The following is a 16,756-nucleotide window of genomic DNA, read 5'->3' as shown; positions in this document are numbered from 1 at the left end:
CGGGCGCGAACGGTACAGGACCGCGCCTTGCGTCAGCCGGGAAACACCCCCGCGAACAGCCCCATCAGCACCGTGACCAGCGCGGTCGCCCCGAGCACGACCAACAGCGGCGGTGCCACCTCCGTCCGCCCCGCATCGCCATCGCCCGCCTGATACATCGGCACCACGATGCGCAGATAGACCGCCAGCGCCAGCACGCTGTTGAGGATCCCGATCACCGCCAGCCACAGATAGCCGGCCTCGGTCGCGGCCCCGAACAGCAGCACCTTGCCGACAAAGCCGAAGAGCGGCGGAATGCCGGTGAGCGACAGCAGGAACACGACCATGGCCACTCCGATCACCGGGCGCGCGCGGCCGAAGCCCCTGAAGTCGTCCAGATCGCGTCCCGCGATCATGATGACGGCAAAGGCCCCGAGGTTCATCGCCACATAGGCCGCGCCGAACACGATCACCGAAGGCAGCGCCAGCGGGCTGGTGCCAAGCGCCACGATCCCCATCATGAAATAGCCCGCCTGCGCCACCGAGGAATAGGCCAGCAGCCTTACGACATTGCTCTGCACGAGCGCCGCCAGATAGCCGAATGTCATCGTCACCGCCGCGATCAGCGCAACGACAACGGGCCAGCCGGTGGCGACCGGCAGATCGCGCAGCACCTGCGCAAAGGCGATTATCGCGGCCACCTTGGTGATGACCGACAGAAACGCCGCGACCGAGACCGGGGCGCCGTCATAGGCGTCGGGTGCCCAGAACTGGAACGGCACCAGCGCCGCCTTGTAGCCCAGCCCGATCAGCACCGCGACCAGCCCCGCCAGCGCGATCAGCGGCTTGCCGTCGAGCGCACCGAGTTCCGAAAAAAGCGTCGACCCAGCGCCGCCGAACCAGAAGGTCAGCCCGTAGATCATCACCGATCCGGTGACGGCGCCGAACACCAGGTATTTCATCGCCGCCTCGGTCGCCGCATCGTCGCGCGGCCAGGCGACCATCGCGAAGGAGCCGAGACCCGTCAGCACCACGCCCAGCACCAGCAGCATCATGTCGCCGCCGCCCGCCAGCATCAGCGCGCCCAGCGTGACCAGACACAACAGCGCATAGACACTTCCCTCGCGGTCCTGCCCGGCGATCTCGGCCCGTGTCATCAGCAGTGCCAGCGCGGTTCCCGGCAGCAGGATCAGCTTGGCCCAGCCCGACAGCAGATCGACGCGGTAGGTGCCGCCAAAGACGCTGGTGTCGGCCTCCAGCAGCGGAAGGGTCAGCGCGGTGGAGAGGCCCAGCCCGATCAATCCGAATATCAGCGCCAGGCGCGGCGCGCGCAGCATCTCGGCCACGAGCATCAGCACGACCGTGGAGGCCAGCAGCAACTCGGGAAACAGAAATGACAGGTCGCGCGCCATCAGAATTGCAGCGCCCGCATCGTCGCGTCGATCATGCCCAGCAACCAGGACGGCGCGATCCCGATCAGGATGATGAGGATGAGCAGCGGCGCGATGGTCAGCATCTCGCCCCGGTCCAGATCGGGCATCGCCGCCCATTTCTCGTTCCGCTCGCCCAGAAACACCGCCGCGATCGCGCGCAGATACAGCCCCGCCGTCACCACGATGGCGATGATCGCCACAATGGCCCAGGGCTGGGCGTTCAACGTGGCCAGGAAGATCTGGAATTCGGCCGGGAAATGCGCCAGCCCCGGCAGCCCCAGCGAGGCGAAGGCCGACAGAACGAAGGCCCAGCCCAGCCTCGGCACCTGCCCCAGCAACCCGCCGAATGCAGCCATGTCGCGATCGTGGGCGCGCGACTGCAACATGCCGACAAGGAAGAACAACGCCCCGGTGACGATGCCGTGGCTGACCATCTGCAAGGTGGCCCCATTCAGCGCGACCGCCCGCAGATCGGGGTCCAGCGTCAACGCCGCCACCGCCACGCCGATCACCACATAGCCCATGTGGTTGACGGAGGTATAGGCAATCATCTTCTTCAGGTCCGACTGCGCCAGCGCCACGAAGGCCCCGTAAAGCGCGCTGAACACGCCAAAGGCCAGCACCACCAGACCGGCCCGCGCAAAGGCGTCGGGGGTCATCTGCAAGGCGAACCGCACAAGGCCATAGGTGCCGAATTTCAGCATCACGCCGGCCAGGATCACGCTTCCCACGGTCGGGGCCTGCACGTGGGCGGCCGGTAGCCAGGTATGCACCGGAAAGGACGGGATCTTGACCGCGAAGGTGAACAGCATCGCGATCAGCGCCAGCATCGCGGCCAGCCCGGTCAGCGGCGGGGTCTCGATCCACAGACGCATGTCAAATGTGCCGGTGGCCAGATACAGCCCGATGATCGCCAGCAGGAGCGGCAGCGACCCCAGAAGCGTGTAGATGAAGAACATCAACCCGGCGCGCTGCCGCTCTTCATAGCCCCAGCCGACGATCATGAAATACATGCCCACCAGCGACACCTCGAAGAAGACGTAGAACAGGAGCGCATCCAGCGCGGCGAAGGTGCCGATCGAGGCGGTCTCCAGCATCAGCATCAGCGCGACAAAGACCGCCGGGCGGTCGGTGATCCGCGCCGCATAGATCGCCGACAGGAAAAACAGCAGCGAGGTCAGCAGGATCAGCGGCAGGCTCAGCCCGTCAATGCCCAGTCTGTAAGCCGCGCCGATGGCCGGGATCCATGCGATCTCCTCGACCTGAGCAAATCCGCCCGGAAGCGTGCCCCGCGCCCAGACCGCCAGCGTCACGAGGAATGTCAGCCCGGTGGTGGCGATGGAAACGCCATGGGCGATGCGGGCCGACTTGTTTGGCAGCGCCATCAGCAGCAATCCAGTCAGGAGCGGCAGAAAGACGGAGATCGAGAGGAGGGGCATGGCGGGGTCGTCTTTCGTCAGGAAATGATTGGGACCGTCAGCAGCACCGCCGCAATGACGGCAATGCCCATGACAGTCAGGGCGAGTTCGCGGTGGATCAGCCCGCTTTGCAGCAGGCGCAGGCGGCGGCCGGCGGCAATTGTCCGGTCGACAAGGCCAAAGATCAGGCCGTCGATGCCGTCTGTGTCGGTGGTCTCTGCGCGGTCGCCGAGGCGCAGGTTCAACCGGCCCAGATCGAGAGTCGCGGCGTAAAGGCGATTGTCGGCTGCGTCGGTGCGGGATGCGGTGCCAAGGCTCAGGATTCGTACAAGGCCAAGCTGCGCGGCCAGCAGGTGCCGTTCAAACCGCTCGCAGGCGGCGGCAATGGCCAGCGCCGGGCGCAGCACCAGCCCGTCCATCCCGCCCGCGACGGCAAAGCCGCGCTGCGCCCGGGGCAGAACGGGCCCCATCAGGCGGGCGGGTGCGATGACCCAGCCCAGCACCAGGCCACTCAGCGCGGCGGCAAGCCCGAGGATCATCGCGGTTCCTTCCGGCGGCAGTTCGGCCTCAAGCAGATGTTCCAGCGGCGCGAAGGCGAATCCAAGCCCCGCCGCCAGCGCCGTCAGCACCGCCATGCCCGCAGACATCCAGCCCATCCCCTTGCCCGAAACGGGCTGGGCCTCGCCCTGCCACAGCACCCGCAGCGCCCGCGCCATATAGGCCCCGGTCAGCACCGTCCCCGCCAGTGCCAGCGGCGCGAGCCACGCGGCCCCCGGGGCAGCCAGCGCGGCGGCAAGGACCGCATCCTTGGAAAAGAACCCCGCCAGCGGAGGGATCCCCGCCAGCGCCAGAGCAGCAATGCCGAAACCGGCCAGCACCAGCGGCCGAGCCCGGCCCGCGCCCGCAACCGCCTCCATGTCGGTGCTGTTGCGGTCGTGCTGGAACACGCCCGCGCCCAGAAACAGCATGCTCTTGATCGCCGCGTGGGCGATCAGGTGCAGCAGCGCCGCCACCGGCACGCCCGCGCCGATGGCCAGCAGCATGAGCCCGTACTGGCTGGAGGTCGAGGCCGCCAGCAGCCGCTTCAGGTCCCGCTCGGCCAGCGCGATCAGACCGGTAACAACCGCCGTCACGCCGCCGACCAGCCCGACCACCAGCAAGGCCCCGCCGGGCAGCATCGGCGCCACCCGGATCAGCAAGATCGCCCCCGCCGCCACCAGCGTCGCGGAATGCAGCAGCGCCGAAACCGGCGTCGGCCCGGCCATGGCGCGCTGCAACCAGTCCTGCAGCGGCACCTGCGCCGATTTGCCCATCGCGCCGATCAGCAACAACAATCCGGCCACCAGCGCCGGTGTGCCGGTGATCGCCAGCGTGGCCGAAATCTCCGAGGTGCCGGCCTGGCCGATCAGCACGAAAATCCCCAGATAGAGCCCCAGATCGGCGCTGCGGGTGTAGAGAAACGCCCGCGTCGCGGCACCGGGCACGCCGTCGCGCCCATGCCAGAAGCCGATCAGCAGATAGCTGGAAAAGCCGATCAGTTCCCACGCGGCCAGCACAGTGATCCAGTCGCCCGCCAGCACCAGCGCCTGCATTGCGGCGACGAACAGCAGCAGGATCCCGAAAAAGCGCGGCCTTTCGGGGTCGCTGCGCATGTGACCGACCGCATAGACCACCACACAGGCCGCCACCGTCGCCACCATGGCCGAAATGACCGCCGTCAGCGGCGACGCGACAAGCCGCAGCGGCATCTGCGGCAGGCCCGGCAGGACCAGTTGCGCCGCATCGCCTGCAACGGCCCCTGCAAGAACCGTCATTGCCGCCAGAAACCCGGTGCCGATGCCCCAGAGCGCAATCGCTTCGGGTGCGCGCCGCAGGGCCAGCGCCGCGATGCCCGCCAGCAGCGGTGCAAGGATGGTGAGCGCCAGCATCGTCATCCCTTCAACTCGCGCGCTTCTTCCATCTCGACCGAGCCGCGCACCCGGAACCGGGCGATGGCGATACCGAAGGCCACCGCCATCTCGACCGCCATCACCGCCATGACGATCAGCACGAACATCTGACCCGCGGGCTCGTCGGGATGCAGGTAGCGCCAGAACGCCACCAGGTTGACCAGGGCCGCGGCCAGGATCAGTTCGACCCCCATGACGATCATCACCAGGTTGGTCTGGCTCAGCGCGCCGTAGAGCCCGACACCGAACAACCCCGCACCGACGCTGAGCGCGATCATGAGTTCCAGGATCATTTGCGCTGCTCCGCGTTGGGGACAATGGCCACCATCGTGGCCGCGATCATCGCTGTCAGGATGGTCAGCCCCGCCGACTGGAAGATGAACATCGATCGGCCCAGCAATTCGCGGCCCAGATCGGCGGCCTGTTCATGCGCGCCCGGCACCGACAGGGCGACAGGACCCCAATCGGGCAGCCAGACCAGCAACAGCGCGGCCAGCAGCCCGATGCCGCCGGCCCAGAGCGACAGGCGCTTCTGGTGGGTCATGTCCATTTTGCCCATGCCGCCCGGATCCATCATGAACATCACCATGAAGATCGCCATCACGCTCATTTCCGTGGCCATCATCATGATCTGCAACACGCCCAGAAACTCGGCCTGCATGACCAGAAACATCGCCCCGATCGCGGTTTGCGAGAACAGCAGCGCCAGCGCCGAGCGCACCATCGAATGGGTGCGAAAGACCACGACGCCGAACCACAGAGCCGCGCCGCCGAAGAAGGCCAGAAAGATCATCTGAACCGTCATATCGGCACCACCAGCGCAATCACGCCCACGACAAAGATGTTGGCCAGCGCCAGCGAGATCCCCAGTTTCCAGCTCAGCGCCAGATAGCGCGCCTCGCGGATGCGCGGCATGTAGCGCCCGACGCTCAGCATGGCCGCCGCCACGGCCAGGATCTTGATCGCGCTCCAGCCCCAGGGCGGCAGCCACGGGCCCAGCCAGCCGCCCAGGTAGAAGGTCACCGTCGCCCCCGCCAGCGCCAGGATGATGACCATCCGCGCCAGTCGCAACACCGCCAGCCGCACGCCGGTATATTCCGCCTCGACCCCGCCGGCCAATTCGCCGGCCGCATCGGGCAGGTCCAGCGGCGGCAACCACGCGAGCCCCATCGCCGCCACGACAAAGAGGGCAAATCCCATCGGCTGGTAAAGCACGTTCCAGAGCTGCGCCTGCGAGGCGACGATCTCAACCGTCGAGAGCGATTCCGCGCGCATGGCGACAGCGGTGATCGGCATCACGATCAGCATCGCATAGGCGATGAACTGGCCCAGAAACCGCCAGCCCGCGATCATGGCGTAGGCCCCGTTCGGCCCCCAACCGGCCATGATCAGCGCCACCAGCACATAGGCCAGCGCGGCGTTCAGGAACAGCGCCCCGGTCGCCAGGTCGGTGATGATAAGCCCCGGCGCCAGCGGGATCACCGCCACAGCCATCAGCCCCGCCACCAACAGCAGGACCGGCCCAAGCTCAAAGAACAACCGGTCGGATTTGCGCGCCAGAAGCGATTCCCGCCCCAGAAGCGCCAAGGCGGCCCAGGCCGGACCCGTCAGGCTCAGGTGCCCTTGCACGGCCCATCGTTCGATGACGGCCAGCACATAGGCCCCGGCGGCAAGCGACACGAGAACGACGACAATGCTCATCCACGCACCTCCCACGGCGACAGGTCGAGCGAGGCGACGGCGCTCAGGGCGTCACCCAGTTCCTGCTGCGCCGTCACCGTTTCGACAAGGGCGATGTTCACGTCTGACGGCGTGTCGAGTTCGGCCTCGACGACCTTTCCATCCACCAGCTTCACGCTCAGCGACGCCGCGCCGCGCGGTGTTTCGATGCGGGCCGCGCCCTCGCCCGACACCCTGCCCACATCCGGCAGCCGCGGCACGGCGATCCTCCCGGCCGCCGCGATCAGATCGAGGCTCTGGGCGATCTCGTCGCAGCGCAGCCGCAGCCGGGCCAGCGCATCGCCGCCGTCGCGGACGCGCATCTCGAAACCGAGGGCAATCAGCGTTGGATCGCCCGCGCGGGCATCCGCCCCGCCACCCCGCGCCCGGTCCACCGGGCCGCTGGCCGGGGCGTCCTTGCCGATGCGCGCGATGCGTCTCAGTCGCATCCGCATCAGCGGTGCCGCCTCGACCCGGCGGATCAGCCGCCGGATCGCCCCGGCCTGCGCGGCGATCCCGTCAATGTCAGCGTTCCCCACCGCCAGTTGCAACGCCCCGGCCCGCGCGGCGAGCCAGAGAAACCCCGACTGCAGGCCGAACTCGGCCAACCAGCCCAGATGGCTTGCGATCCGCTCGCGTTCCACGGCGGCGGCGCGGCCACGGCGCGCGTTATGGTCGGGTTCGACGCCGGCGGCCTCCTCGACCGCAGCACAGGCCAGCGTGCGATAGGCTGCAGGGCTGAGCGGCATCATGGCGGCCAGACGCTCGACGAAATCGCCTGCCGTCATCTGCGGGCCATCCACCAATTCCGTCGCCCCGACAAGGCTCCTGACCTCGCTGCCCGCCACGCTATCGCCATCCAGCGTCAGGTTCAGATGCAGACCGGCCGGCAGACCGGGGAAAAACGGCCCGAAAGGCGCCTCGATCCATTCCATCTGCAACCCGTCGCTGCTGCGCGGCTGGCCCTCGGTCAACTCGACCATCGACATGAAATGCGGCTCGATGCCGTCCAGACCCGCAGCGGAGTGGTCGCCATGTCCGGCATGACCAGTGTGCCCGGCATGGTCCGCCTGTTCGCCATGGCCGCAGTGGTCGCCATCGCCTTCATGTCCGTGATGCGCTTCGTCCGGGACATCATGGTGCATCTGCGCGGAACCGGCCGCGGGATCGCCGTGCATATGCGCTCCCTGTGCTTTACTGCCATGCCCTTGGCCGTGATCGCCGTGCCCATGCCCGTGGCTTTCCACCTCCTCCGCCGTCACCAGAAACATGCCGCATTTGGGGCACTTGCCGGGCACATCGCTGACGACCTCGGGATGCATCGGGCAGATGTAGGGCCCCTCTCCGCCGGCGTCGTCGGCGTGGCCCGCATGTGCGTGACCGGCGGGGCTTGGCGTGTCCTCCTGGGGGGTGTCGTGCCCACCATGTCCATTGGACGCGGTTTCCCGCGGCACCAGCGTCATGCCGCATTTGGGGCAGTCTCCGGGGGCGTCGCGGACGATTTCGGGGTGCATCGGGCAGGTGTATTCCACGCGCACCTCAAGAGCGGGGGCGGTAAACTCCCCGGTGTCCGCGCGAAACGCCCCCGCGGCGATGACGCGCCGCAGATCGGCCAGCCCGGATTGCAGCCCGGCCCGTGTCAGCGGCGCCGAAACGTGCGCATCGGGCAACGGGGCGATGTCGCCTGCGCCCAGCGCGAGGATTGCACGCGGGCGCGGCATCTGCGCGTAGATGACGGCGGCGGCATCGCGCAAACCGGCAGGCAAGGGGCCGACGACGATCAGCACGCTCGCATGGCGCGGGGTGCCCACGACCCGCAGGTGCGACCCGGCCAGGTCAAGCCCCATCGACCGCGCGACAGACGGGCCGGGCAGCACGAAGGCCGTCAGATCGCGCGCCATGGCACCTGAGATCAGCCTTCTCAGTCCAGTCATCGCACCCGCATGCGCCCCGGCGATGGTCATTGCCGCCTCAATGCGCCCTGGCTCCAGCCATAGAGCAGTCCCAGGAACAGAATGGAGAGGAAAACGCCCATGTCGAGCAGGGCGATCAGCCCCTCTTCGCGGTAGACGACCGCCCACGGATACATGAATGCCATCTCCATATCGAAGGCCAGGAACAGCAGCGCATAGCCGGCATAGCGCGCATGATAGCGGACCCAGACCGGATCGCGCGACAGGGTGCCGGCGGTGGCGGGCACGTCCTTGCCCGGTTCCGCGCGCGCCCGCCCGATGGCCCGGGCGAACCCATAGAGGCTGAGCACGAAACCGAATACACCGACACTCAGCCCGAAAAGGATCGCGTATTGGGAAAGCTCGCTCATCCTTGGCACCTCCTTCAGGCTGTCGAATCCCAATCAGGTTAGGGGTTTACGCAGTACGGCACAATCAAGCCAACGCCAGCACCAGCGCCAGGGCTGCCGTCAAGCAAAGACGATGCGCTCTACGGATCATTGCAGTTCTCCGAAAAATCCGGTCATGCACCAACATTGGAACCGGACCACTCAGATGGGGCTGATCACAACCGCAACAGGCCCCACTCGCGCCCTGGGCAATCTCTCGCCGCAGGAGTTTGCAATGAATTCGGGACTGGAAACCAAGGCCGCATGAGGCCAGGAAAACACCGACGGACCCTTCCGAGGTCAGGAGGGAAGTCGGGTCTCGGGTCGGCAGCCATTGCGCCGACACTCCCCCTTTCACAAGCCCCGCACGTTGGCGTGCGACTGATCCGAGTCAAGGAGCCGCATTTGGCGAACGCGGCGGTCGCAATCTGCGCGTACGCCGCATTGGTCCACCTCGATCACTTTCCGTGTGGGCGGCTTCTTTCCGGCCGATCGACTGAACTCTTCTGGATCACTGATCGAGCGTTTCCACCCTCCCATCGAGATCCATGAAGAGCAGCTCGACCTTGAGGCCCGGCTCGCGGGTCCGGATTTCGTCGGCGAGCGCTTCCATCCTTTGCGTGTGAACTGCAATCTCGTGGTCCGGGTCTTCGGCGCAATCGCTGCCGACAAACGCCTTGCAGGCGCCGCAGTCGCGGTGGTCGATCACGATGATCCGTGAAATCCCGTGCAGTTCGCGCGCAAGTCCGACATGGGCCCAGAAGGTTTCGGCCCAAGGGGCGGTTTCATCCGCCATGACGCCAACGGCACCACCGGCGAGCACGATCTGGTCGTATTTGCCCGTCAGACCGCGCCCATCGAGGTAGTCAGCCACAGCACCGATCAGACGGTGATCCATACAGTTGAGCACAAGCGCCTCGGCCTGTTGCGATGGACACGTGAAGGGAAGTGCATCGATTGCCGGCTTCGTCGAGAGGGTCATCTCAGTCTCCTGGAACCGGGGGCGCCGCATGGGCGACCCCCTGAACATGGTCAAAGCTGGTTGATCGGGATTTTCAGGTAAGTCACGCCGTTGTCTTCTTCGGGTGGCAGCTTGCCGGCGCGGATGTTCACCTGCACCGATGGCAGGATCAGCGTCGGCATGTCGAGTTTGGCATCGCGGGCTTCGCGCATTGCGACGAACTCATCCTCGGTCTTGCCTGCGCCCACATGGACGTTATGCGCCTTTTCCTCGGCAACCGTGGTTTCCCATGCGTATTCGTCGCGGCCCGGCGCCTTGTAATCGTGACACATGTAAAGGGTCGTCTCGTCCGGCAGGGCGAGGACCTTCTGGATGGACCGATACAATGTGCGGGCATCGCCGCCCGGAAAATCGGCCCGTGCGGTGCCGAAGTCCGGCATGAAGAGCGTGTCGCCGACAAAGGCGGCGCCTTCGGCAACATAGGTCAGGCAGGCCGGGGTATGGCCGGGCGTGTGCATCGCACGCAGCGTGACCCCGCCGATCCTGAACTCTTCGCCGTCCTGAAACAGGTGTTCGAACTGGCGCCCATCGGTCTGAAACCCCTTTTCCACGTTGAAGAGCCTGGCAAAGACATCCTGCACCTCGGTGATATGGGCACCGATGGCGGTCGTGCCGCCCAATTCCTTTTGAATGTAGGGCGCCGCGCTCAGGTGGTCGGCATGGGCATGGGTTTCCAGCAGCCATTCGACCTTGAGCCCGTTGTCTTTGACATGGGCGATGATCTCATCAGCCGATGTGGTGTCGGTGCGGCCCGATTTCGGATCGTAGTCCAGAACCGAGTCAATGACCGCGCAGCTGTCGCTGTCAGGGTCTTTGACAACGTAGGACACCGTGAAAGTGGCCTCGTCGAAGAAGGCTGTGACTTCCGGTTTCATGGGCAATCTCCTTGTTGCCGGTTTGCGTCGTTCAAGCGAGTGCCGCGTTCCCAGATTGATTTTGCGCAATCGCCCGAATTGGTCGGGCTTCGGGGTCGCGGCCGCTCGTCTCCTCTTGACCAAGTAGGATTACCTTCTTATCTGCGCAAGTATGAATATGAAAGAAATGACTTCCACGGCAGACGATGTCTGCGACCTCATGAGCCTGCTGTCGAACAGAAGCCGGCTGATGATCCTTTGCCTTCTGACCGAGAGCGAGAAATCGGTCGGGCAGCTGGCCGAGGCGATCGACGCGCGTGAAACGGCTGTCTCGCAGCAACTCGCCGTTCTCAGGCGGGAACGGATCGTCAAGGCAAGGCGCGAGCGGCAGACGATGTTCTACCGCATCGTCGATCCCAACGTCGCTGAGGTTTTGGAGTTTCTCTACGCAAAATACTGCGGCGGCGCCGTGGATGGACAGGAGACCGAACATGACACTCAAGACAATCGACCCCCAGAAGACGCATGACCTTCTGGCCTCCGGCGAGGCCGTTCTGATCGACGTGCGCGAGCCTGACGAATGGATCAAGGAGCATATTCCTGAGGCGCATCTTGTGCCGCTTTCGGGCTTCAACGCGGACGACTTTCCGCGCGATCACGACAAGATCGCCGTGTTCCACTGTCGTTCGGGCGGTCGGACCGAGGCGGCCGCGCCGCAAATCCTGCGCACCGGTTTCCGCGAGACCTATCAGCTGAAAGGCGGCATCCAGGGCTGGAGAGAGGCCGGCTACAAGGTGAACGAGACTGCCAAGGCCCCGATCAGCATCATGCGGCAGGTTCAGATCACGGCCGGAAGCCTTGTGCTTCTGGGGATCGTGCTCGCCGTTCTGGTCAACCCGTGGTTCGCCGCCCTCAGCGCCCTTGTCGGCGCGGGCCTGACACAGGCCGGCCTCACCGGCACCTGCGCAATGGCGAGCATGCTCAAACACATGCCCTGGAACCGGGTCATGACCGGCCAACAAGCGGTGGCTGACCCCGCTACGATCTAAGGAGAGGTCCGATGACCGCCCAGAATCTCGGGAGGGTGCTTCCCATTCTCGATTGGTTGCCCGGCTACAGCCGGGCGATGCTGGCCGGCGACGGCATGGCCGGGCTGATCGTGGCGATCATGCTTGTGCCCCAGGGCATGGCTTATGCGCTGCTGGCGGGTCTGCCGCCCGAGGTGGGTCTTTACGCCAGCATCGTTCCGCTGGTGTTCTACGGGTTGCTCGGATCCAGCCGCGCACTTGCGGTCGGGCCGGTGGCGATCGTGTCGCTGATGGTCGCCACGACGCTTGGGGAACTCGCCGAAGCCGGAAGCGCCGGCTATCTGGCCGGAGCGGTCATGTTGGCGTTTCTGAGCGGCGCGATCCTTCTCGGGATGGGCCTCGCGCGGCTCGGCTTTCTGGTGAATTTTCTCAGCCACCCCGTGATCTCGGGCTTTTCGAGTGCGGCCGCCCTGGTCATCGGGTTTTCCCAGCTCAAGCACCTTCTGGGCATCGACATCCCTCGCAGTCACCTGATCACCGAGACCATTGCCCATGCCGTGACCCATATCGGTCAGATCAACCCCGCGACCATTGCGATCGCGGCAGCCTCGCTGGCGATCCTGCTGCTGTTCAAATCGCGCATCTCGGCCCTGCTTGGGGCCATGGGCTTCGGCGCCGCATCATCGGACTCCCTCGCCAAGGCCGGACCGCTTGTCGCGGTCCTTGCAACGACACTTGTGGTCTGGCTGTTCGCGCTCGACCGGACGGCGGGCGTGGCGATCGTGGCCGACATTCCGGCAGGGCTGCCGCCGTTGACGTTGCCCAACCTCGACATGGGTTTGATCGAGCAACTCCTGCCTGCCGCAGCGCTGATCGCGGTCGTGGGCTTTCTCGAAAGCGTGTCGGTGGCCAAATCGCTGGCCAGCAAACGCCGCCAGAAGATCGACGCAAACCAGGAATTGATCGCGCTTGGTGCAGCCAATATCGGTGCGTCCGTGACGGGTGGCTATCCGGTCACGGGCGGTTTCAGCCGGTCGCTGGTGAACTTCACGGCAGGTGCGGTCACGCCCATGGCGTCGATCATCACCGCCGTCCTGATCGCGGTCACGGTCGTTCTGTTCACGCCACTTCTGTATTTCCTTCCCAAGGCGACACTTGCGGCGATCATCGTCGTGGCGGTGGCAAACCTGATTGACCTTCAGACCCTGCGCGCGGCGTGGGGGTACAACAAGGCAGACGCCGCCTCGCTGATCGCGACATTCCTTGCGGTGCTGACGCTTGGTGTGGAAATCGGCATCCTTGTCGGGGCCGCTCTTTCCATCGCCCTTTACCTCTGGCGCACCAGCCGGCCTCATATGGCCGAGGTCGGCCGCGTCGGCGAGACCGAGCATTTCCGCAACATCCTGCGCCATGATGTTCAGACCGATCCGGCGGTGCTGATGGTGCGCGTCGACGAAAGCCTGTACTTTGCGAACACCGCTTTTCTTGAAGACCAACTCCTGGGCCGCGTGGCCGACCGGCCTGAAATCGACCACCTGGTTCTCATCATGAGTGCGGTGAACTTCATCGACGCAAGCGCGCTTGATACGCTGGAAACCCTGGCCGAACGATTGGCCGATGCGGGTGTCACGCTGCATCTGGCCGAGGTCAAAGGCCCCGTGATGGACCGGCTGAAGCGTGTCGGCTTTACCAAGAGCCTCGGCGCCGGACGGGTCTTCCTCAGCACGCACGACGCCATGTGCGATCTGGGCGCTGCCACGGACCCGAAAGCGGCGTGACAGGCGACCGCAGCGCACCTCTTCCCCGCGGGCGGTCGCAAATCAAGCGCATGGATTGTGGCGAACGGCTCCGTTGTCTTTGGGTTTGGCCTCCAACGTCTCGATGCCCGCCTCATCGAAAACCGAAACGGCCCGCCCCCCTTTCGAAATCGGGCAGCTCAAACCGAACCAGGCGGGTGTCCGGGAAACTGGAGGCACCTCAATCACGTGCTCCTAAGGCACCTCCCGCGAGCCACCACCATCGGAAGTCGCCAACAAGTCTTCGATGAACAGCGACGTCAGTTGCCCGCGACCCGAGACATTGGCCTTGGCATAGACCTTGGTCATTTGCGCCCGCACAGTTCCTTGAGCAGCCCCCCGCGCCTGCGCGATGTCAGCGATATCAAGGCCCTTCAGTGTGAACAGGGCAACCTCGGCTTCGGCCGGGGTCAGTTCCCATTCCTGGAAGCGGGCCTCGATCAGATCGAACAGCGCGCCGGAGGCGATCGACATGGCCGTCTCCGCCTGCTTGATACGATTGAGGATCTGGCGCATCTGCAATGCGCCAAAGGTGGTCCCGAGGACCAGCGCCAGGGCCACGACGGCTTCGAGCACGGAATGCGGGTTGAGGCCACCCCACCGCAGGTCCCGTCCCACATCCGCTATGAAGAAGACGGACGCCAGCGCCTGTACGACCAGAACCACGGCAAGCGCACTCGCCCTGCGCTTGTCTGTCTTGATCCGTCGCGTTGTGGCCGTGTCGTTCAAGGGCGCGCCTTTCAGGATTTGTCTCCGAATATCATCGGGCGAACCAGATTGCGACCGGACAGGCGGGACTCGAGCACGACGCCACCCACATGCAGGGCGGCAAGCAGGAGAAGGAGGTTGGCGGAAACCTCGTGCAGTTCTTCGATGATCTCCGCGCCTTGGTCCTCATCGTCGTCTTCGTCGTGCTGGCTGTACTCGCCCTCATGCTCGGGAAAGGGCTCGCTTTCCAGCATCACGCCGGTGACGGAGACAAGCAGCAGCATGGCCCAAAGTGCGTAGACCATCAGCGCCCCCAACGGATTGTGGGAACGATGTTCCTTGTGTTCGCCCCGCGTCAGACCGGCGATGTGGCGCGACGCGGCCGACAGGCTGATCGGGAACGACGAGAAACGTGCATTTTCCGGGCCGATCAGACCCCAAAGAAGTCTCAGCGCCAGCAGGCCAGCCGCCGTGTAGCCAATCCAGATATGGGTCAACGCATCACCGTCGACCAGGAACCCATTGAGGACGATCGCAAGCGCGATCGTCCAGTGGGTCAGGCGCACGAGCGGGTCCCAGGCCCGCTCGCCCTGCCGATGACCTTGCTCGGCCATCATCAGTCCTCGGCTTCGCTTTTGAGGATGCCGCCGGTCCGCGGATCGATCTTCAGTTCCCAGCGGCGCCCGTCCTTCGTGGCATAGACCTCGATTTTGCCACGCTCGCGCTCGAACCCGGTCACCTCATAGCCGAGGGCCTGCAGCGACGCGCGGATCTGGTCGTCGCTGAACCCGGGCAGCGGGGACGGCCCGCGCCGGGCCTTCGTTTCCAACCGGGTCACCTCCCCCGAGGTCGGATCCACGTAAAGCTCGTAGCGGGCGTCGCCTTTGACGGCATAGACCTCGATACGGTTGCCTTCACGTTCGTACTTCGTCAACTCGTAGCCATCTTCGGACAGGGCCGCCGAGATATCTTCGATGCTGGTCCCCAGATTGGCCCCAGGCATGGGCTCGACCGCGAAAGCCGCCCCTGCCAGCAGGGTCGAGAGCGTTGCGGGAATGATCAAATGACGTTTCATGAGTGTCTCCTTCGGCTGTGGTTCGGCACCGGAATGGTCGCCGTCCACACGAACTTGGCCGCACAGCCATGCCGACCCCATTGGAGGTCTGCTTATGGATCGTGAAATAAGCGCAGGCTTATCAAGAGCCGCCTGTCATGCCGAGGGTCAAGGATGTCGGACACCAGGTTCTGACATTGGCACAGCGAGGGCCGCTTCCGACCTTGATGACGTGCTTCGGCTGAAGGCCCAATTCCAGTTCAAATGCGTGATGTCCGCCCCATCAGTCGCCCCCAGTCCAGTCCCCGGCGCGCTTTGCAACATCACTTGCAACTCTGCGTACCGCGGCAGATCAAGCATTTGCGCTGTGATCGTGCTGCCGCAATTCGGTGGATTTCCGATCTCTTCCCGCGGTTGGGGTCGCCTGGCAAAGCGCGTCCATCGACCTGGCCCGGCCACGGTCACGATGCAAGCGCCCGCTTCGAGACGGGAACGGCAACGCCGCACCCTCGGAGGCCGCTGCAACTATCGTGGCCGGCGATCCCCGAGCCCGAAACCGTTGGTGGTCTCCGCAGTCGGGTGTGCGTCTTCTGCAGCCGGCTTCGCGTCGAGCAAGGTGTCACCTGGTCTCCAGCCGGTACTTGAGGAACGTCTCGCCGTCGTACTTGAACTCACCGACAAACCTCGCCCCCATCCGTTCCAGCGCCGCGAGGCTCCGGCGTGAGAGCGGCAAGAGAAAGGTGACGAAGGGAATGCGCGCATCGGACTTGGCGAAGGCAATGGCCTTGCGGGCGATCCGCATGCCGAGCCCAAACGCGCTCGGCTTCAGGACGAGGCCGAAGTCCCATTCGCCCCCTTCCTTCTGGAACCCGCCCCAGCCCACATAGTGCCCGTCGGCAAGGATTGCCCAATGCCCCAATCCGTCGCGGCGCCAGCATTCTTCCTTGGCGGCGACGAATCTGGCGGCAATGTCGCGGTTCCAGGTGTCCTTCAGCAGCGGCAAGTGCTCGGCCACGCGAGGGTCGGACATATGCGCGATCAGCATGTCCGGCGGAATGTCCGGCAGGCGCGCGAAACCTATCTGCGGCGGGTCGTTCCGCGTCATGCCCCTGCTTTCTTCGTGAGAGTGTTCGACATCGTAGCACATGGCAGGGGCATCCCGTGTCTAGCCGAATGCTTTTCCTTCACGAAGGTTGGCTCCATCCGATGCGCCAGTGCGACGGCGCAGAAACTCGGCCGGACGATCGCCATAGTCGGGAGAGACGGCATTGCGTTCGGACATGCGGGCCGCCAGCGCCGCGCGCCAGCCCGAAACCCTTGTGAGACCGTCGAAGAACCCGAAATCCTCGATCCGCTCGAATATGTCGAAACAGCGGAACACCGGGGCGACTTAGCGAACGAGCAGGCTCATGAGGCGCCGTCCAACTCTGCTGCGGCGGCAATGATGAGGCCAGCG

The 16,756-nt window shown here is 65.2% G+C and carries 18 protein-coding genes; 3 read left to right on the top strand and 15 right to left on the bottom strand.

Annotation, left to right across the window (positions count from 1 at the left end; all coding sequences use genetic code 11):
- Positions 1 to 32 precede the first annotated feature (32 nt).
- The 10 genes from BMX57_RS16515 to BMX57_RS16465 form a co-directional block, all read right to left on the bottom strand.
- Entirely contained in the window at positions 33 to 1,391 is a 1,359-nt protein-coding gene (locus BMX57_RS16515) for an NADH-quinone oxidoreductase subunit N (RefSeq protein WP_092369695.1), read from the bottom strand.
- Positions 1,391 to 2,851 (bottom strand): complex I subunit 4 family protein, encoded by a 1,461-nt coding sequence (locus tag BMX57_RS16510; protein ID WP_092369692.1) that lies wholly within the window; start codon positions 2,849 to 2,851, stop codon positions 1,391 to 1,393. Before BMX57_RS16510 ends, BMX57_RS16515 begins: the two co-directional genes overlap by 1 nt.
- Positions 2,852 to 2,868: 17 nt before the next feature.
- Positions 2,869 to 4,758: an NADH-quinone oxidoreductase subunit 5 family protein gene (locus BMX57_RS16505; protein ID WP_229724278.1), complete on the bottom strand. Its 1,890-nt coding sequence runs from the start codon at positions 4,756 to 4,758 to the stop codon at positions 2,869 to 2,871.
- 2 nt (positions 4,759 to 4,760) lie between these two features.
- A complete protein-coding gene (gene nuoK, locus BMX57_RS16500; protein WP_092369686.1) occupies positions 4,761 to 5,072 on the bottom strand; it encodes an NADH-quinone oxidoreductase subunit NuoK in 312 nt (103 codons plus the stop codon).
- Positions 5,069 to 5,584, bottom strand: a complete 516-nt coding sequence (locus tag BMX57_RS16495; protein WP_092369683.1) for an NADH-quinone oxidoreductase subunit J family protein — start codon at positions 5,582 to 5,584, stop codon at positions 5,069 to 5,071. The genes nuoK and BMX57_RS16495 overlap by 4 nt, the downstream gene beginning before the upstream one ends.
- Complete coding sequence (locus tag BMX57_RS16490; protein ID WP_092369681.1) at positions 5,581 to 6,480, bottom strand: complex I subunit 1/NuoH family protein; 900 nt, start codon at positions 6,478 to 6,480, stop codon at positions 5,581 to 5,583. Before BMX57_RS16490 ends, BMX57_RS16495 begins: the two co-directional genes overlap by 4 nt.
- Complete coding sequence (locus BMX57_RS20795) at positions 6,477 to 8,462, bottom strand: heavy metal-binding domain-containing protein (RefSeq protein WP_218142433.1); 1,986 nt, start codon at positions 8,460 to 8,462, stop codon at positions 6,477 to 6,479. Before BMX57_RS20795 ends, BMX57_RS16490 begins: the two co-directional genes overlap by 4 nt.
- The gene (locus BMX57_RS16475; RefSeq protein WP_092369678.1) at positions 8,459 to 8,821 is read right to left on the bottom strand and encodes an NADH-quinone oxidoreductase subunit A; all 363 of its coding nucleotides are present in this window, start codon (positions 8,819 to 8,821) and stop codon (positions 8,459 to 8,461) included. Before BMX57_RS16475 ends, BMX57_RS20795 begins: the two co-directional genes overlap by 4 nt.
- Before the next feature lie 529 nt (positions 8,822 to 9,350).
- On the bottom strand, positions 9,351 to 9,821 hold the full coding sequence (locus BMX57_RS16470; protein ID WP_092369675.1) for a carbonic anhydrase: 471 nt from the start codon (positions 9,819 to 9,821) through the stop codon (positions 9,351 to 9,353).
- A gap of 50 nt (positions 9,822 to 9,871) precedes the next feature.
- On the bottom strand, positions 9,872 to 10,735 hold the full coding sequence (locus BMX57_RS16465; RefSeq protein ID WP_092369672.1) for an MBL fold metallo-hydrolase: 864 nt from the start codon (positions 10,733 to 10,735) through the stop codon (positions 9,872 to 9,874).
- 157 nt (positions 10,736 to 10,892) lie between these two features.
- Between BMX57_RS16465 and BMX57_RS16460 the strand changes: the two genes are divergently transcribed.
- The 3 genes from BMX57_RS16460 to BMX57_RS16450 are packed head-to-tail and all read left to right on the top strand — an operon-like array spanning position 10,893 to position 13,520.
- Complete coding sequence (locus tag BMX57_RS16460) at positions 10,893 to 11,243, top strand: ArsR/SmtB family transcription factor (RefSeq protein WP_244892201.1); 351 nt, start codon at positions 10,893 to 10,895, stop codon at positions 11,241 to 11,243.
- Complete coding sequence (locus BMX57_RS16455) at positions 11,206 to 11,763, top strand: rhodanese-like domain-containing protein (RefSeq protein WP_092369666.1); 558 nt, start codon at positions 11,206 to 11,208, stop codon at positions 11,761 to 11,763. The genes BMX57_RS16460 and BMX57_RS16455 overlap by 38 nt, the downstream gene beginning before the upstream one ends.
- Positions 11,764 to 11,774: 11 nt before the next feature.
- A complete protein-coding gene (locus tag BMX57_RS16450; protein ID WP_092369663.1) occupies positions 11,775 to 13,520 on the top strand; it encodes a SulP family inorganic anion transporter in 1,746 nt (581 codons plus the stop codon).
- 213 nt (positions 13,521 to 13,733) lie between these two features.
- On the opposite strand, the gene BMX57_RS16445 is transcribed toward BMX57_RS16450, so the two are convergent.
- The 5 genes from BMX57_RS16445 to BMX57_RS16425 all read right to left on the bottom strand — a co-directional run bounded on the left by BMX57_RS16445 (position 13,734) and on the right by BMX57_RS16425 (position 16,681).
- On the bottom strand, positions 13,734 to 14,267 hold the full coding sequence (locus BMX57_RS16445; protein WP_229724274.1) for a helix-turn-helix transcriptional regulator: 534 nt from the start codon (positions 14,265 to 14,267) through the stop codon (positions 13,734 to 13,736).
- A gap of 11 nt (positions 14,268 to 14,278) precedes the next feature.
- On the bottom strand, positions 14,279 to 14,863 hold the full coding sequence (locus BMX57_RS16440) for a cytochrome b/b6 domain-containing protein (RefSeq protein WP_092369660.1): 585 nt from the start codon (positions 14,861 to 14,863) through the stop codon (positions 14,279 to 14,281).
- Positions 14,863 to 15,321, bottom strand: coding sequence for a PepSY domain-containing protein (locus BMX57_RS16435; protein ID WP_177175483.1), 459 nt, complete (start codon positions 15,319 to 15,321; stop codon positions 14,863 to 14,865). Before BMX57_RS16435 ends, BMX57_RS16440 begins: the two co-directional genes overlap by 1 nt.
- Positions 15,322 to 15,919: 598 nt before the next feature.
- Positions 15,920 to 16,405 (bottom strand): GNAT family protein, encoded by a 486-nt coding sequence (locus BMX57_RS16430; protein WP_092369762.1) that lies wholly within the window; start codon positions 16,403 to 16,405, stop codon positions 15,920 to 15,922.
- A 60-nt stretch (positions 16,406 to 16,465) separates the two neighbouring features.
- Positions 16,466 to 16,681, bottom strand: a complete 216-nt coding sequence (locus tag BMX57_RS16425) for a hypothetical protein (protein ID WP_092369654.1) — start codon at positions 16,679 to 16,681, stop codon at positions 16,466 to 16,468.
- Positions 16,682 to 16,756: the final 75 nt, after the last annotated feature.

Origin of the sequence: Cribrihabitans marinus (genome assembly GCF_900109035.1) — a bacterium.
Lineage (GTDB): Bacteria > Pseudomonadota > Alphaproteobacteria > Rhodobacterales > Rhodobacteraceae > Cribrihabitans > Cribrihabitans marinus.
This window is presented reverse-complemented; position numbering and strand designations above follow the sequence as displayed.

Bases quoted from the DNA above. Each gene is read 5' to 3' on its own strand.
- BMX57_RS16435 (WP_177175483.1), bottom strand. From the start codon at position 15,321: ATGAAACGTCATTTGATCATTCCCGCAACGCTCTCGACCCTGCTGGCA.
- BMX57_RS16490 (WP_092369681.1), bottom strand. From the start codon at position 6,480: ATGAGCATTGTCGTCGTTCTCGTGTCGCTTGCCGCCGGGGCCTATGTG.
- BMX57_RS16460 (WP_244892201.1), top strand. From the start codon at position 10,893: ATGAAAGAAATGACTTCCACGGCAGACGATGTCTGCGACCTCATGAGC.
- BMX57_RS16450 (WP_092369663.1), top strand. From the start codon at position 11,775: ATGACCGCCCAGAATCTCGGGAGGGTGCTTCCCATTCTCGATTGGTTG.
- BMX57_RS16495 (WP_092369683.1), bottom strand. From the start codon at position 5,584: ATGACGGTTCAGATGATCTTTCTGGCCTTCTTCGGCGGCGCGGCTCTG.
- BMX57_RS16515 (WP_092369695.1), bottom strand. From the start codon at position 1,391: ATGGCGCGCGACCTGTCATTTCTGTTTCCCGAGTTGCTGCTGGCCTCC.
- BMX57_RS16440 (WP_092369660.1), bottom strand. From the start codon at position 14,863: ATGATGGCCGAGCAAGGTCATCGGCAGGGCGAGCGGGCCTGGGACCCG.
- BMX57_RS16470 (WP_092369675.1), bottom strand. From the start codon at position 9,821: ATGACCCTCTCGACGAAGCCGGCAATCGATGCACTTCCCTTCACGTGT.
- BMX57_RS20795 (WP_218142433.1), bottom strand. From the start codon at position 8,462: ATGACCATCGCCGGGGCGCATGCGGGTGCGATGACTGGACTGAGAAGG.
- nuoK (WP_092369686.1), bottom strand. From the start codon at position 5,072: ATGATCCTGGAACTCATGATCGCGCTCAGCGTCGGTGCGGGGTTGTTC.
- BMX57_RS16505 (WP_229724278.1), bottom strand. From the start codon at position 4,758: ATGCTGGCGCTCACCATCCTTGCACCGCTGCTGGCGGGCATCGCGGCG.
- BMX57_RS16465 (WP_092369672.1), bottom strand. From the start codon at position 10,735: ATGAAACCGGAAGTCACAGCCTTCTTCGACGAGGCCACTTTCACGGTG.
- BMX57_RS16475 (WP_092369678.1), bottom strand. From the start codon at position 8,821: ATGAGCGAGCTTTCCCAATACGCGATCCTTTTCGGGCTGAGTGTCGGT.
- BMX57_RS16430 (WP_092369762.1), bottom strand. From the start codon at position 16,405: ATGACGCGGAACGACCCGCCGCAGATAGGTTTCGCGCGCCTGCCGGAC.
- BMX57_RS16455 (WP_092369666.1), top strand. From the start codon at position 11,206: ATGACACTCAAGACAATCGACCCCCAGAAGACGCATGACCTTCTGGCC.
- BMX57_RS16510 (WP_092369692.1), bottom strand. From the start codon at position 2,851: ATGCCCCTCCTCTCGATCTCCGTCTTTCTGCCGCTCCTGACTGGATTG.